This is a genomic window from Novosphingobium sp. (genome assembly GCF_037133355.1).
GTDB lineage: Bacteria > Pseudomonadota > Alphaproteobacteria > Sphingomonadales > Sphingomonadaceae > Novosphingobium.
Genome location: NZ_JBAXOI010000019.1, coordinates 23526 through 38871 on the forward strand (window position 1 = coordinate 23526; position 15346 = coordinate 38871).

The following is a 15346-nucleotide window of genomic DNA, read 5'->3' on the forward strand; positions in this document are numbered from 1 at the left end:
CTCGTTAGCGTGTGGTGATTATCTATGTCGGAGATGCTATTATCGGGAAAAGGGGTTACGGGTTTAGCATGCAACGATTGCCGATGGGCGGGAATGTCCCGCTGAATGCAGCGCGATTCGACGTGGTGGTGGACTGGCCGGCGCGCTGCGGCGTGCTGGATGCCTCCGCCTACATGCTTGGTGCTGATGGCCGCGTGCGCGGCGACGCCGATATGATCTTCTACAATCAGAGAGTAGACGTATCCGGCTGCCTGCGTATTACTGAAATTGATGCTGGCACCACCTGCTTCACCTTCGATCTACCGATGGTTCCCGAAGATATTGAGCGGATCGTCATCTGCACCACCGTGGAAGACCCAGGCAAGACGATGGCCGCATTTGAGGGCGTCAATGCGCGCGTCTTGACCAACGGCGAGGCCTCGCTCGGCTTCTATCCTGAGTTAGCAGGTGCAACCGTAGTTGCGATGCAGTTGGTGGAAGTATATCGGCGCAACGGGACGTGGAAACTGCGCGCGGTTGGCCAAGGCTTTGATGCCGGACTGGGCGCGCTTGCCCGGTATTTCGGCATAGATGTGGCAGAAAGCGACGATTCTTCGGGGCAAACACCGGATTCGCCTACCGTTGCCCAGACGCCACATCCAGTTACTGAACCCCTGGTGCCGGTGCGGCAAATAGTTCCGCCTGGTCCACCGCCGCCTCCTTCACCTTCGCCGCCCGCTCCACCTCCGCCGCAGGCTCATCGTCGGCTTGGTGTTGGAAACCCCAGGATTGAGCTGCCAGCGCTTAGCCTACTAAACTGCAAGCTCTCTTGGTCAGAAGACGTGGGCGGGTCGCAGTGGCGCGCCCGCCCCCTCGATCTTGCGCTGGGGGCGTTCTATCGTCTGCGCGATGGCCGCGATGGCTTGGTCCAGCTGTGCGATTTTCCTGGTGCGCTTGACCGTGCTCCTTGGATCCAGGTCCTGCCCAGCGAAGCAAAAAGTGGGCACCGTGACCTTTCCCTGCGCATCAACTTAGATCAGGCGCATGCCCTATCCCACTGCGTGCTCTTCGCGTACATTGCCAACGGTGCGCCCAATTGGCGTGCTCGGGAAGTTGAATTTTCCTTTGCGGTCAGCGAGAGGGTTTCGGTCGACATACCATCAGGCGGCGACGGCAACGCCGTTTTGGCGCTGGCATCGATTGACTTCACCGCAGGCATCGTCGCGGTCACCCGGATGGGCGATTTTTTTACCACGCAGCGCAACTTGGCGGAGCAGGTGGGCTGGCGGCTCAATTGGCGCAGTAATGAACCGGACTGAGCGCATGGATGGCGATCCGCGCTTCGCCGTCAAACCATAGACAGCATACGCAGCTGTTGGCAGCGGATTTGGCGAACGGCCAAGGTTAGCTGGGTTCGGTCGCCTCTGGGGACTTTCCGGTCGTTCCACATGCTGCCCGCCATCGGCAACTTCCGCTAGAACCAGATATTCCCCGTTTGACCGCGTCCGCGGCCGAATATGCTTAGGGCTGGGCCGGCTAAGGGGCTCTATTAGTCCACGCGGAAGGAGATATGACTCGCGTCCATCTGCAGACCCTACCATATTCCACCTAATGCAATCGACGGTTTCCCATAGGCCGGCGTCGCCGCTAGGGCGATGGCCGCCTCTTGTTCCTGGCGACTACAACGCTGGCGTAGTTCGCCTGGTCACCCTCGTGCGCGACCGAGTGAACCATCTGCTGTTCGCTTCGGTTGAGTTGTTGCCGACCGAAATGCCAGTCCCACCAAATCCGCCTGACGGCGGTTGGTGGGACAACTTCAGTGACGATCGGCTATGCGTGGGCCGGACCGCGCTATCGTTGGCGGACGCGCTCGACTGGTACGAGGCGTTGAAACAGGGGCGCGCTACTATTCCGGGCAAGGCCTTCGTGATCACCGCCTCTGCGCTAGGCCCTGAACCCGACTACGATGGTTTTACGGTCCTCGCGGAGCCGCCGCCCTTCTCGCCATCATGGCACGACCGGCCGCGGTTACATCGCTTGGTACCGATGGCGGCTCTGGCCGAGCCGGTTCAAGCGCTGCGCGATGGCATGGTCGACGTCAGCGCCCAAGGCCGCGCCCGACAATGGATTCGCGACCACATCCATTTTGATTTGCTGGCTTATGATGACTGGCTGGGTGCGGGCGTTCTGATTGCCCCAAATCCGCTGCTGCGCAGCTTTGGCGCGCGCATCGTCAATCGGTCGGCGACATCGGAGACTCTGGAGCTTGGTGGCACCCCGCGACGGGGCGCCGACGTCACGTCACTTCGAATGGCAGTCGAAGAGGTTCGTGCGGGCGCGCCGGCGTGGCGCGCCGAAGGCTCGCCAAATGCACGAGGCCGCTTCCGCGCTCCGGCGCGCTCCCAGGTCGCCATGGTGCGCGAGGAGTTGTTCTGTCCCGTGCGCGGCATATTGGATCGCGAGCCGCCGGCCTTCTTCTTCCGCAGCGTGTCTGTCTCCTCCTCTGTGGTAGCTGAGGCCAAGGCTCGTCACGTCGAACCGCCGGCCCGGGCCCCTGATGCGCGTGCGCGCACGGTCTATGTCCGACGAACTCCAGCGCGGGGATCTGAGCCCCCAATGACACCCTTGCGGGCACTCGAACGCCTCCAGGACGCGCGGGCCGAGCGGCAGGGTGCGCTCCGGCCTGCGGAGGCCCCGCAGGCCCCGCCCGGCGTTCGCCTGTTTGAGCACAATCGCGACGAGACGGTGAATTGGATATGCGGGCTGATTGCCCGCGCGCGCTCTCACGTCCTATTCGTTGACCCTTACTTGGACGCAGACGACCTGCAGCAGTTCGCGACTGCCACCCAGTACCAGGGGGTCGCGATCCGTGGCCTGATCAATCCTCGTCCCCGCCGTCACAAGCGGATCGACCCAAGCGGCGACACCTTCGGGGATCTTATGCTGAAGAAAATCGGGGCCTTACGCGACCCGGTCCAAGAGTTCGGCGAGATCGACATCCGTGTGTCCCGGGGCCGCCGCTTGCACGACCGCTTCCTTCAGATCGACGATGTCATCTGGCACGTCGGCCATTCTTTCAACAAGATGGGGGGCGGCGAGATTAGTCTAATGACCCTCGTCGCCCAGCCCTCTGAATTGGCCCAGGCATTAGCAGAGACTTTCGCGGAAGCTGAACCGTTCGAGAAATGGTGGACAAATCGACCTGCGGCGATTTGGTCGTTGCGGAATGAGGTAGGCCATCTGCTGCGCCGCTTGGCCAAATGGATCGATCGTCCGTCTGCCGGCCAAGTGCGAGGCGGCGTGGATGATTAACGGCCTGACCTTTCCAGCGCCAGCCGACGGCGCCGCGGCGCTCTCTGCCACCATGGCGTGGATCGCAGCGTCCAAGGGCTCGGATGAACTGCTTTCAACCGGCATGAAGCCGCTGGACGTCTCAGGCGGCTCGGAGAGCTTAGCCCAGCATTTGGCGGCTGCTGGGCTACCCTCGTGGTGTGACGCGATCGTCGCCACAGCGGCCCCGGGACAACCCCTTCACCTTGATCCGCCTCTCGTGTGGCTGATGGCCCACGCAGCCCTGGAAGTCGCCGCTTCTGCAACCCGGACGGGGCTTTTCTATGCGGTCGACGAGCTTCAGATGCTCGGCAATGTCGGTGATAGGGACCTGGCAACCGCGATCTGCGCCCGCGTCGCAGGTCAAGCGGACACCTATCCGCTCCTCGCGCGACTACAAACGCGCCTGCACAGCTTGTGGGACTCTCGTCTCAATGATCGTCTGCGGCAGTACGCCGAACGGACAGCTGGAGCGCCGCTTACCACGCGCGACCTGTGGTCCCCCCACGACGGCATGCCGGTAGGTGATGGCTGGGCGCACCAAGCAGCCGCGGCTCTTTGGCCCGAACGCTACATGGCGCTGCTAGCCAGCCTGCCCTCGCTTTTTCAATCGGGGTTCGCTGAGCCCCTAGAGTCTCTCAACATCGACCGGGTCGCAGCCTTGGTCAACGCCTGCCCGCCAATCTTTTCGGACGACGGCGCGCCCTTGGGTCCGGTCGTTCCATTCGTGCTGCTTGAGGTGATCGAAGGGCGCCTCCCGGCTATGACTATGGATGACATGCTTAGCGCGGAGGCCTGCGTTGTGCGCATTTTGGAGGCGGTGCTATCTCGGCCTGACGGACACTGGTTGGGGCGTGTATGGCTGCAGCAAATTATCTGGCGCGGCACCGCCCGTCGTGCTGGCCGGGCCCAGGTCGATATCGACGCCCAACGCGCGGTCCGCGACCGTCTCCTCGCTGGCCTATCCACCCACATCGCACCGCTTGGTGCAGCGGCGTTCGGGTGGATCTGCGCCGAAGAGCCGCTTTGGGTAGTTCATCGTATCTTGGCCGAGGCCTCGATCCTGGAGGCGCATGGCGATGCAGTTGCTGCGGCAGAAATCCTGGCCCGCGGGGTCCGGCAGGGGTTGGTGACGGCGACGGGCCGCGCCAACGGCATGACCATACGCTCGCCGGAGTCCGACGTGGTCGCTCGCGTCCTTTCCCGTATCCCGGACCTCGCCCTGTGGTTCGAGACCTTGTGGCGGGAAACCTACGAGGTGCGGGAGGCACTGAGCTATCCGGTCCAGCGCGACCTCGACAATCCGGCCTACCCGGCTCTCTCGTGGGGCTTGAACGGCTTGAACGCCTCGCAGCAAACCGCAGTCGACCAGGTGGGGCTTTGGCGGGTGATCGCCCGTGCGGTGTTCGAGACTCAGCGGATTGACCCCAACGCGTGGTTGTTCAACGGCGCAATGCCGCCCATTGTCCGGGTCACCGTACAACTGGGCGCCGCGCTCGCCGAGCGGGGGATCGTGCCCGTCGATGATCTGGCCGAGTTCTTGGGCGATCAGCTTGACCCGACCGCCGAGCACGCCCGGCTTTGGCAAATCGCACGGGCCGAAGCCTCTGAAGCGCTGACATTGGAGGCCGGTCGGAAGGTCGGCGCCGCCATGGTGCGTGAGGCAATCGAGGCCGCCTTCAGTGAGCCGCAGCCCAACTGGGACATGGCGTTGGACGTTGCCGCCAGGGCGGATCTGGCGGACTTCGCGCGGCGCCTCTGACGTTCGTTGGGGTTTCCACTCGGCTCCATCGCGTTACCGCTGCCGGTTTGCTCAATGAAGCGGGAATGGCGAGTTTCGCCAATAGCAGCCGCTCTGGCGTGGGTCCGGAAATGGCTCGAGTTGGTCGGTGCCGGAAGCCACCACTTGGGTGTTGGAATGGCGCCTATCCCATTTTGCGGCAGTTCAAATGTCTGTCAGGATCGTGAGCACTTCCTGCAATCAGAACAGAGGCTGCCATTGCAGGCTTGACGTGACCCCCTGATTTCCATCCAAGAATGATTAGAGTCCGGCCTATGGAAGGACGGACAGATGAAGCGGACACGGTTCACAGAAGAGCAGATTATCGGCGTGCTGAAGGAAGCCGAAGCGGGCGCAAAGACCGCTGAGCTGGCCCGCAAGCATGGGATATCCGAGGCGACCCTCTACAACTGGAAGGCCAAGTATGGCGGGTTGGAAGTGTCGGAGGCCAAGCGGCTTCGGGCGCTGGAGGACGAGAACGCGAAGCTGAAGCGGTTGCTGGCCGATGCGATGCTGGACAACGCGGGTCTGAAGGACCTGCTTTCAAAAAAATGGTAACGCCTGCCGCCAAGCGGGAAGCGGTCGCGCATCTTCAGGCCCTGCTTGATGTCAGCGAGCGGCGGGCGTGCAGGGTCATTGCAGCGGATCGGTCGGTCATTCGCTACGCTTCACGCCGTGACGATGACGCCGGCTTGCGCGAGAAGCTGCGCGATCTGGCGCATCAGCGACGCCGGTTCGGCTATCGCCGTCTGCATATCCTGCTGCGGCGTGACGGGATCACGATCAATCGCAAGAAGACGCAGCGGCTGTATCGCGAGGAAGGCTTGACCGTCCGGCGGCGCAAGGGGCGCAAACGCGCGGTTGGAGCACGGGCGCCGGCGCCAGTCCCCGCGCTGCCCAACCAGCGTTGGAGCTTGGATTTCGTGCACGACCAGATGGCGACGGGCCGCCGGTTCCGGATACTCAACGTCGTGGATGATGTGACGCGCGAATGCCTGGCGGCGGTTCCTGACACGTCGATCTCGGGCAAACGCGTCGTGCGTGAACTGACCTACCTGATCGCCAGGCGCGGCAAGCCGGGCATGATCGTCAGCGACAACGGCACCGAACTGACCTCGAACGCGGTGCTCGAATGGTGCAGCGCAGCCAGGATCGAATGGCACTACACCACGCCGGGTAAACCCACCCAGAACGCATTCGTCGAGAGCTTCAACGGCCGGATGCGTGACGAGTTGCTCAACGAGACGCTCTTCACCAGCCTTGCCCATGCCCGCGAAAAGATCGCCGCTTGGGTCGATGATTACAACACCGGGCGGCCACACTCCGCATTGGGATACGCCACACCGGCGGCCTTCGCCGCCGAACTGAAAAAGCAAGGGGCTGCTTCGCTCCGCATAGCCGGAGGCTACGCTACGCAGCCCCTTGCTTCACCCGCGCGCACGCGCAACAACGATACCGAGGCTCTAATCGCAACTGGATAAAGGTTGGGGGTCACGTCAGGCTCAAAGCCCAAACTTCTCGAAATCTGTTGTTTGATGTTCGTCGTTTCTGCTATGTTCTCAAAAGGAAGTGGATGAACGCCCTCATGACGAAATTCGATATTGAAAGCGCGGCGGTGCCAGGAAGCAGCGACTGGCAAGGGTTGTCTGAAATCGATCAGGCAATCCGTGACAACCGCCTGATGGAATACCAGATTAGGAAATCTTGGGCGGATCCTTGGGGCCGAAAGCTCACGATTGTCGGCGTCGTCGCAATCGGTGGAGTCTTTGCATTCTTGGCGGGTGCGTCCTTCGGTCTGTGGTGATTTTTACCGGCTGATCACCATTCCTTCACATCGTCAGCTGATTCAGCGCTTGCCCCTTGCGCCTCGCTGGTAACCGCCTCCAAACGCCCCTTGGATCCGCCAATTTTTCGGCGACCGGCTGCCTGAGCCCGCTGAACCTCATCATGGATAGTGCCAACGTCTACTTTAGGCACCGTGCCAGAACCGCTTCCGCCAGTCTGCGCGAGCCCTCGTACTGATCCGGCGCCAGAGATATTGGGACGGGATACAGCCTGTCCGGGAGACAGCACGAGTCGATCTTCGATTCCGTCGCGTACCTGAGCGGCGTAACTCTCGACAAACTTGGCTTGAAGAGCCTGTCCTTCAGGGCTGATCTGGAACGCAACGTCGTCGAAGCGCGCGTTTCCATAGAAATCCCGGTTACGCTCGATCTCAACCAAGCCCCATTCCCTGTACGCCTGGGACAGGTTGAGGCTACCCGCCGCGCTATTGCCGCCGAAGAGCGAAGCCTGATTTTCAAGGCGATTGGCAAGTTCTTCGGCGCGCCGGGCCTCCCGGTTGTAGCTTTGGGCCTCAGTGAGCGACGCGTTCATGCCGCCAGCGGTTGTAGATATCGACGACCTGGATGACGTGCTGACCGATCGAACGAACCCGTCGCGGGTCCTCGACCAATTACGGCTGTCGGACATTTGGGTGAGGCTTCCGAAAATTCGCGACCGGTCTTCAGAGGCGATACCGATATCACTGTCCGTCCATGTTCTCGTGCCGCCACCTTTTGCTCCAATGTTTGCGGAGAGGACACCGTTCGTGACTCTCGCGCTTGCGGCTCCCTCGCCGCCGAGGAACCAAGCGGTCGAGATATCGTCAGCTGCTCGGCGCGAAAGCCCGAATTGCCGTTGCAGGTTGGTTGAGGCCTGGTCGACCTCGCTGAAGGCGGTCTGGATGCTGTCGGAATTGGAGGTGCCTGTTGCGCTTTCGAACGCCGAGCCACGGCTGAACTGATTTCTGAGTTCGCGGAATTTCGTGACCGCGCTAGCCGTCGATTCCGTAGCGACGTTGGTATAGCTTTCGCTGTTCGACCTGGCCTGAGATGCCATCGTCGAAAGGCGGGAGGTGAATTCTTGCCCGAGGCTCGGCGTGAACGGATAGCTCGAGTTTGGAAGCTGGTCATAGCTGGCTTCGGGAAAGCTTGTGGTCATTGACCCAGTGTCGCTGAAGGTGCGCGTCTGCCCTGCGCCATAGGTGAAGCTGGGAGCGATGGTGCCTTGCGCGAACTGCCGCGTGAGAACCGTGGAATTCTCGAAACTCGTGTTCCCGAGTGCGACATTGCCGGTGCTGGCTTCGCGCGCGGCTTCCTCGGCCGCGTTCTGGCTGGGATTGAGGTAGCTTGTCGCGTTGTTTGAAATGGCCATCGCACCCTTGGCGACGCCGCCCGCAAGGAATGGTACCGAGGCAATGAGATAACCCGCCAGGATGCCGATATCGCTGTTTACGTCGGCCATCCCGGTGAAACTCGCCAGGCTCAGGCCATTGGCGCCAGCAACTGCCGTCATGTCGGCCGCTCCCTTGTACATCAGCATCATGTGCAGGATCACAAAAAGCGGTCCCCATGCCGCGAGGTAGAAAAATCCTGTGATGTAACCCTTCAACGCGACTGGGCCGGTCTTCGGCATCAGAAATAGCGGAAAGAGCACCGGAAACAGGGCGTAGAACAGGACGGTGAGCACGATGTTCAGGAGCGGCACCCACTTCATCGCGTTGCTGGCGATCGAACTATAGGTCCGCTCGGTCTGGATATCGGCCCTGGTCTGCGCATAGACATCGACGTTGCCGGCCCCGCTGCCGACAGCCATCGAATGCATCGCCTGGCTCATCGCGTTGATGGTGAGGGTCTGCTTGAAGATTGCGGTCGCATTGGCCGAGACGCCGCTGAGATACTGATAGGCCACGGGCAGATCGGCAAACAGCTTGGCCTTGGCAAGCGCTGCGGTCTGGTTGGGATAGAGCTGGCGGCCGAAGACTGTCCCCATATCGTCGATGAGGCCAGTCCACCGGGCATTCAGAGCATTATAGGCCTCTCGGCATGTGACTATGCTTGAGGTTACCTGTCCAGATGCCGCATCGCGGGTCAGGAATCGCTGTGCCCGGGCTTGGCTTCCCGGGGCTATGGCAACCCAGATGTCGTTTGTTTCTGCGAGCTCCTTCATTGAATACCGACCGAGCAGCACATCGTAGAAGACGCACTGCCGGAAGTGCTCATCGAGGTTGGAGGCAAACTCCGGGTCGGAGATGCGCAACGAGCGCGTGGCGTCGTAAAGCCGGGCGCCGTAAATCATGCCATTGCGCGAATAGTTGAGATTGCCGGGCAGGCCGAACACAACTTCGGCCGAGCCCGTAAGATAGTCGCCGACCTGGCTGGTGAAGCTTGCCATCAGCGCGAGGCCCAGCGGAACGTTGCTCACATTGGCCGGTGCTAGGCTCGGGTTGAGCCGGTCGGTCACGTGAATGTCGAGGCGCGGCACCATCAGGCAGGAGTAGATCAGGGTCGCGCCGAGGAACCAGTTGATCCAGGCTCGCCAGTCCTGATTGAACGCCAGCGTAAGCGCCGAGAGACCAAGGCCCATGACCATGACCACCTGAAGCAGGCTCTTGTAGCCGCCGCTGCCGGTCCAGGCGGCAACCGCCTGAAACACGTTCACCAGATAATCGCCGCCGCCGACTGTGAAAATTTCAACCATGGCTCATGTTCCGCTTGGGTGTGGCGATCAGTGGGTGAGGGCGCGGTTCTGAACCCCGCGCGACCAGTCGAGCGAGGCTGCCATGCCCGGCGACATCGAAGCCGCGAGCTCATTCTCGATGAATGCCGTCTTCTCGATGATCTGCATGATCGCGCCCACCTTGAGGTGCGTATTGGCCTGACGGTCAGCTAGCGCTTGACGCACCACGCCCACCTGTCCCTGCCACATGGCGATCTTGGCCTCGTCCGCTCCAATGAAGCTTGACATCGAACGGCCGGCTTCCCCGACAATGCGGTCGAGGACCGCAAACAACATGTCGACGCTGGCAATTTCGGCCAGCGTCTCGCGATCATCCGTCGGCATGCCGCGGCCATAGGCAGCCTGCACGGTCAGGATCTTGTAGAGCGGCACTGACGAGACCTGCAGGAGTTCCTTCTGGGCCGAGGTGATCGCTGTGTCGTCGTGGATCGCCTGCACCATGCCCGCGATCAGCGCGGAGACACGGGGGCGGAGGGCTTTTGAGGCGGGAAGGCTCAGCGACTTGAATCCAGGCTCGAGGCATTTGGCGGGCTCGTCGCAATGGAAGATCAGGACATTGCTGCCCGATGTTCCATCGAGCAGCGATGTCACCAGCGTCGAGGAGGCCTCCCCCACGACTGGCACGAACTTGCCCGGCACATCATCCTTGGGCGGCACGTAAATGATCGTGCCGAGGAGCGTCATGGCGTATTCGGCGAGTTCCTGGTCGAACGTGCCGTTCGGCGAGAAGAACGCCGACTTCTTGAGGATGGTCCAGGTATAGTTTCTCGCCACGCCTGTGTTCACATCATCATATTTGCCCCCACCTTGGGCCGTGGTGCTGGTCCGCTGTCCCCTGGTGCCGCAGCCATGCTTGGCCGCGGCATAGTCGGTGAAGATGCCTTCCGAATTGCCGATCGCCTCACAGATTGCCTTGTCGGCAAGGTCGCCCTTTGGCCAAACGCCGCCGACCAGGCCCTGGGCAAGCTCGCAGCTGTTGATGTTGAGGTTGTTCATGAGCTGAGCCTTCTGGCTGAACTCCTGCATGATCTTCGAGCATTCCGGGCAGACCGTGTCGATCGCGAGGCTGAAGGCAAAGCCGACCGCGTTGTTGGCAACCGCCTTCAGCATCGCGACGATCTCGCTCGCGTTGATGAAGCTGAACGAGCCGGCGAAGATGTCGATGCCCCCGCAACCTGCGCGTGCGCGCGGCAGCTGCAAGTTTGCGATGTTGGTCGTCTTTTGCGGAAAGCGGGTCCAGATATTGCCGAGGCTATAGTAGCCCGCCGACTGGCCCTGAAACGCCGTCGGGCCGTTCACATTCGCGGCCCCGCCGACATCGCGCAGAAACGAATCCATCGAGCTGCCAACGTTGGCTGAGACGCTGGCGAAAGGGAGGGCTGCCGCGAGGATCGCAGCGAGCAGCGCGGTCTTGGGGCGTTTCATCCTAATAGTCACGTCCGGCTTCCTTCGATGTGAGGAGGTAGATGCGGTCCTGAAGTTCGTCGGCGGACATCACGCCGTAGCCGATCGGGATCGCCTGGCCTTTTGCGGCATCCCACAGCACCACCGCGGGGGTGGCCTTGGGCTCAAGTCCCATGCGGGTTCGCTGATTGGTCTCGACGGTGTAGCTCGGGAACTGCCGCGATGGGCCGCCATCGGTCGAGATCGCGCGCACCGTGATGTGCCAGGTTGAAGCGACGCTTTGCACGATCGGCGACATGACCTCGCAGGCACCGCAGGTCTGGGCAAAGAAGTAGAACAGGCCGTAGCGCTCGGAGAGGTGCGCCATCACGGTATTGCGCTCAGCGCCGCGCGCGTCCTGCCATTGGCGCTTGCCGAGCGTCGAAACCGGCCGTTGCAGGGTGTAGTCTAGATCAGGATCCTGCCAGATCGCGCGCTGCCAGACATCGCTGAAGAGCGAGGCCCGGTCGAGTTGCTCGCGCTGGAAACGGATGTAGGCCGTCACGTTGGTCGGTGTTGGCTCAATGATCGCCCTCGCCTTGAGCTCACGAAGCTCGGCCGTGACCGCATCAAGCTGGCTCGTCGCGCTGACGGCAGGGGCCGATGGTTTGCTGCCGGGTTCGGGCGGCTTGGGTTTGGCGCAGTAGAACCAGTATCCGAGCCGGCGCTCGGCGCAGTAGAAGCTGTCCTGTCTGTCATCGGTCGAGACAAGCGGCGGCTCTTCGGCTCCCGCTGGAGCGGCGCTGAAAGCACTGGAGGCGGTGAGGGCGAGGCAGGCGGCCAAGAGCCGCTGGCCCGTCTTACTGGCGCGCACGGGCATAGTAGTCCTCGATCTTTTGCTGGATTTCCTGGGTTGCCTGCAGTTCGTCAGGCAGACGGGCGGCATCGGTGAACTCGGCGTAGACCTCGCTGAAATCCATTTTCGAGAGGTCGAGCCGAGCGAATTCGTCGACAGTGAAGCCGAGGCACTGTTCGGTCTTGGGCTTGTCCCAGGGCTTGCCCAGCTGCTGGCGGCCTTGCTCCTGAAGGATGCGGGAAAGCTTGGATTCAAAGCAGCAGTAGACCTTCCGCTTGGTGAAGCAGACCCCGAGGAAGCTTGAGGCGCAGTAGGTGCCGACATAGCTGCACAGCCCCTGCGCATCGCGCTGATGGAGCAGCATTTCCTCGCGCCCGCAGCCCAGCGCAACGAGCAGCTGGATCCCCGGGATGAGCGGAAAACCCTTGCCCTTGCAGCAATTAAGGATGCCGAAGACCTTGGAGGCGCAGCTTGTACGCTCGCCCTTGAACAGGCTCAGCGTACCGGGATCAAACTCGCGCTGCGCCTGGTCCATGGAGTTCAGCGCGACGACGGCATCCTTGAACTCGTCATTGGCTTCGCGGCTAATCGTCTCGCACGACCCGTCGATGCAGTAGACATCGCCGTCACAGATGAATTGATTGGTGCTCGCCTGGCTGTCCGGAACTGGGCAATCATAGACCCACTCCCAGGTTCGGCAGGGTTCGTCGGTCAGGCAATCCTTGCGCACCAGTTTACAGCCGGGCGTGGTCTCAAGCGTCTGACAGTCCTGGGCTTCCGCAAATTTCGCGCAGGTGTAGCTGCGCGACCAGGCCCAGCACGGTTGCGTAACGGCAACCCCGTCGACGATGCGGGTAACCGGATCGCTGTCGGTGCAGGTCTCGTTGTCCTGCTGGCAGTTGCTGTCGGCCGCAAGCCCGGTGCACTTGCTTTGATCGCGGGTCGTTGTGACAACATTCTCGCCGGTCACACTGGTCGGGGTCGCTCCATCGATGGCCGGCGAGCAACTGACCTGGTCAATGTAGATATCTGGAAAGCAGCCGCCAAAAGGGAGGCAGCCAATCGCCACGGAAGACGTGACTTTGCACTGGGGCGCTGGGTAACGGTTGCAGTTATAGATGCTCGTGGGATCGGCGCCCGGCGCCCGGACACAGAAGTAGCCATAGACTTGCCGTTGCTCGGGCTTCGCGGTCAGGGTGACGGGGCAAGTCCGGGTTTCTTGCGTCGCGGTGTAGCCGGTGTTGCAGGTGGCCATGTAGCGACCAGCAGTGCCGGACCCCGGCGGCAGGGCCACGCAGCGGCCTTGTGTGCCGCCGATGCCCATGCCGCTGGTATAGGAAAGAGGATCGTCACCAATGACTTTGCTGCGAGCGATCGTGGCATCGAGATCCTGCGGCGCAAACCGTGCGCGCCGGTCCATGGAGTCCCGCATGGTGCGATAGCCCGTGCTCGATGCCGTCTGGCTGGCGGCCTCCCGGCTCATCCGGTCGGGATCGGCGAAATAGTTCGCTTCCCCCGGGACGCCGCCAAAGCCAGGAATTCGGCTGGCATCGGGGTTTGTGGTTGCCGCGCCCTGAGCCGCTGCGGCCTTGTCGCGGCCGAAGGCCTTGCCGTCGGCCTTTGCAGCATCGGTCGTCGTCTGGGCGTGCAGCGCCCCGGCAAACTTGAGACAGGCTAGGACGAGAACAAGCCGCTTCATGGGCCAACCCTTTTTCACTGAGACGCCCTTTCGAGGCGGGCGAGGTGCTGGGCGGCGAGGAGCGCTCCGGGGCCGCCGCCGCGCGAAAAGGTTTCGAGCGCGTACCCCGCGGTCACATTGCCGGTCATACGGTCGTGGGGCGGGAGCTGGCCCACGCAGTCGAAGCCGTCGCAAAGGTCAAAGTCGCTGCTGGTGACGACATAGGCCGGCACTGCCTCGATCCCGAAGGCGCGGAACAGGCGCGGATCGATCCCCACGCCGTCAAGCTGCTCGCCCGGCTTTGCCACCTTCGCAAGTGCGGCGCTCAGCGCTTTGGCGCTGTTCTGCGGTAGCCCGCGAAAGACCACCACGCCGCCGGCGCGGACCACATTATCGATCATCGTCCGCAGCGCAGCAGGGGGCATCGAGGTGCTGGCAAAGGCGATAAACCTGGGGGCCTTGCCGATGTTTTCGCTCGCCATCGTACCGGCATTGGCGAGCATCTGGTCGAAATCGAAGGTGCTGTCCGGGCCGGGCGACCGCTTGGCTTTTGCTGCTTCAACCACGAAGCGCTTCCCATGCACCTCCGCGCTCGCAGTGCTTACCTTGGCATCGTCTGACAGCTTTTCTGCGCGCGCCCGCGCGCTTGCAGCAAGAGCATCCGCCTCTGCAGACTGACTGGCAGCGCGCGCACGGATGGCTTCGAGATCGAGGTCGGAGCCAGCGGTTTGGGCCGCTGCTCCAGCGAAGGCCGCCGCGCTCGCGAGGCAAGCAATTACAGCAAGATGGGGAAGGGTTCTCATAGCGCGCAACAGTTTCGCTTGCGCCAGACCAGGTAGCCCATGTCCTCGCCGATGGCGGGATAGACCTGACCTGCCGACATGAATGTGGTGGACGCGCCAATGGGTGCGCAGGCGTAGCGGCCCTTGGTCTGCGGATTAGGGTTCGTGGCCTGAAAGCGGTATTGCTGCTTGCGCATGACCGGCATCAGATATTTGCCGCAAAGGCCTTTGCCGCCCATGGTGCCCCAGGCGATCAGTTCGCGGTGGAGCTTATAGGCAAAGCGCGCGAGCGCGAGGCGCGAGGCCTGAACGTGGCCGATCGTGGCCGAGACATTGCCGTTCAGCGGATACATCGTCCCCTGACAGCCCGCGCACCAGAACAGTTCGTCGGTCGGCAATCTGACAGTGGCCGCGACGCAATCAGCAGCGCAGGCTGCCAGCGCCAGCGGGTTGGCAAAAAGCACGGCCTCGGGATTGATGATGGCGGTGAGTTCGCTGTCCTGCCACAGCGGATCGATCTCGGTGATGTAGAGGATGTCGATCGAACCTGCCTCAAGGCACAGGAAATCCGCAATAATCTCCATCCAGTAGATCAGCGGATAGGCGTACCAGTGGACGTGCCACTGCGAGTTGTACTGGGTCGCGCCGCCCACTGCCGAGGGGCCGGCCATCGATTTGAAGCCGATGTCGAACCCCGGATCGAGCTTCATCCCGCCAAGATTGACGAAGCACCAGGGCTTCATGCTCATATCGGCGAGCCGCACCGGTTCCCAGAAGCCCATGGCGATACCGGGCCTGAGGCCGCAAAGGCAAACCGGCAGAGCAGGGTTGCTCGTGTCCGGTCGGCTCGACGGCCAGATCTTCAGACCTCCGATCGAGATCGGAAACAGGCACGACCAGCAGATGTCGGTGATCGGGTTGACGAAATGCCCCGTGCAGCGGCCAGGCCCCGCCGAAGCTTGGGCAGGCGTGCTCGCCATCATGCTCGCACTGCCGAG

At 62.3% G+C, this 15346-nt stretch carries 11 protein-coding genes; 5 read left to right on the forward strand and 6 right to left on the reverse strand.

The features are described 5' to 3' along the window. Positions 1 to 11: 11 nt before the first annotated feature. From WCL10_RS16815 to WCL10_RS16835, 5 genes are all read left to right on the forward strand, one after another. On the forward strand, positions 12 to 1298 hold the full coding sequence (locus WCL10_RS16815; RefSeq protein ID WP_336896805.1) for a TerD family protein: 1287 nt from the start codon (positions 12 to 14) through the stop codon (positions 1296 to 1298). A gap of 406 nt (positions 1299 to 1704) precedes the next feature. Then, positions 1705 to 3291 (forward strand): VPA1262 family N-terminal domain-containing protein, encoded by a 1587-nt coding sequence (locus tag WCL10_RS16820; RefSeq protein ID WP_336896806.1) that lies wholly within the window; start codon positions 1705 to 1707, stop codon positions 3289 to 3291. Next, a complete protein-coding gene (locus tag WCL10_RS16825) occupies positions 3284 to 5071 on the forward strand; it encodes a hypothetical protein (protein ID WP_336896807.1) in 1788 nt (595 codons plus the stop codon). The genes WCL10_RS16820 and WCL10_RS16825 overlap by 8 nt, the downstream gene beginning before the upstream one ends. A gap of 309 nt (positions 5072 to 5380) precedes the next feature. Continuing rightward, positions 5381 to 6570, forward strand: a protein-coding gene (locus WCL10_RS16830; protein WP_336896808.1) for an IS3 family transposase whose coding sequence is annotated in 2 segments (ribosomal slippage) — positions 5381 to 5633 and positions 5633 to 6570 — 1191 coding nt in all. Because the reading frame shifts where the segments join, the coding sequence is not laid out codon by codon here. A gap of 92 nt (positions 6571 to 6662) precedes the next feature. Continuing rightward, on the forward strand, positions 6663 to 6893 hold the full coding sequence (locus WCL10_RS16835; protein WP_336896809.1) for a hypothetical protein: 231 nt from the start codon (positions 6663 to 6665) through the stop codon (positions 6891 to 6893). Between the two features lie 14 nt (positions 6894 to 6907). Here the strand turns inward: WCL10_RS16835 and WCL10_RS16840 are convergent, their stop codons facing one another. The 6 genes from WCL10_RS16840 to traU all read right to left on the reverse strand — a co-directional run bounded on the left by WCL10_RS16840 (position 6908) and on the right by traU (position 15331). After that, positions 6908 to 9610, reverse strand: a complete 2703-nt coding sequence (locus tag WCL10_RS16840) for a conjugal transfer protein TraG N-terminal domain-containing protein (protein WP_336896810.1) — start codon at positions 9608 to 9610, stop codon at positions 6908 to 6910. A gap of 27 nt (positions 9611 to 9637) precedes the next feature. Continuing rightward, positions 9638 to 11074 carry a conjugal transfer protein TraH gene (locus tag WCL10_RS16845; protein ID WP_336895237.1) on the reverse strand — a complete coding sequence of 479 codons (1437 nt, stop codon included), beginning with the start codon at positions 11072 to 11074 and terminating at the stop codon, positions 9638 to 9640. Between the two features lies 1 nt (position 11075). Beyond that, positions 11076 to 11912 carry a conjugal transfer protein TraF gene (locus WCL10_RS16850; RefSeq protein WP_336896811.1) on the reverse strand — a complete coding sequence of 279 codons (837 nt, stop codon included), beginning with the start codon at positions 11910 to 11912 and terminating at the stop codon, positions 11076 to 11078. Next, positions 11893 to 13587 (reverse strand): conjugal transfer protein TraN, encoded by a 1695-nt coding sequence (locus tag WCL10_RS16855; RefSeq protein ID WP_336896812.1) that lies wholly within the window; start codon positions 13585 to 13587, stop codon positions 11893 to 11895. The genes WCL10_RS16850 and WCL10_RS16855 overlap by 20 nt, the downstream gene beginning before the upstream one ends. A gap of 14 nt (positions 13588 to 13601) precedes the next feature. Continuing rightward, positions 13602 to 14132, reverse strand: coding sequence for a type-F conjugative transfer system pilin assembly protein TrbC (gene trbC, locus WCL10_RS16860; RefSeq protein WP_336896813.1), 531 nt, complete (start codon positions 14130 to 14132; stop codon positions 13602 to 13604). A gap of 233 nt (positions 14133 to 14365) precedes the next feature. Then, complete coding sequence (gene traU, locus WCL10_RS16865; RefSeq protein ID WP_336896814.1) at positions 14366 to 15331, reverse strand: conjugal transfer pilus assembly protein TraU; 966 nt, start codon at positions 15329 to 15331, stop codon at positions 14366 to 14368. Between the last annotated feature and the right edge of the window lie 15 nt (positions 15332 to 15346).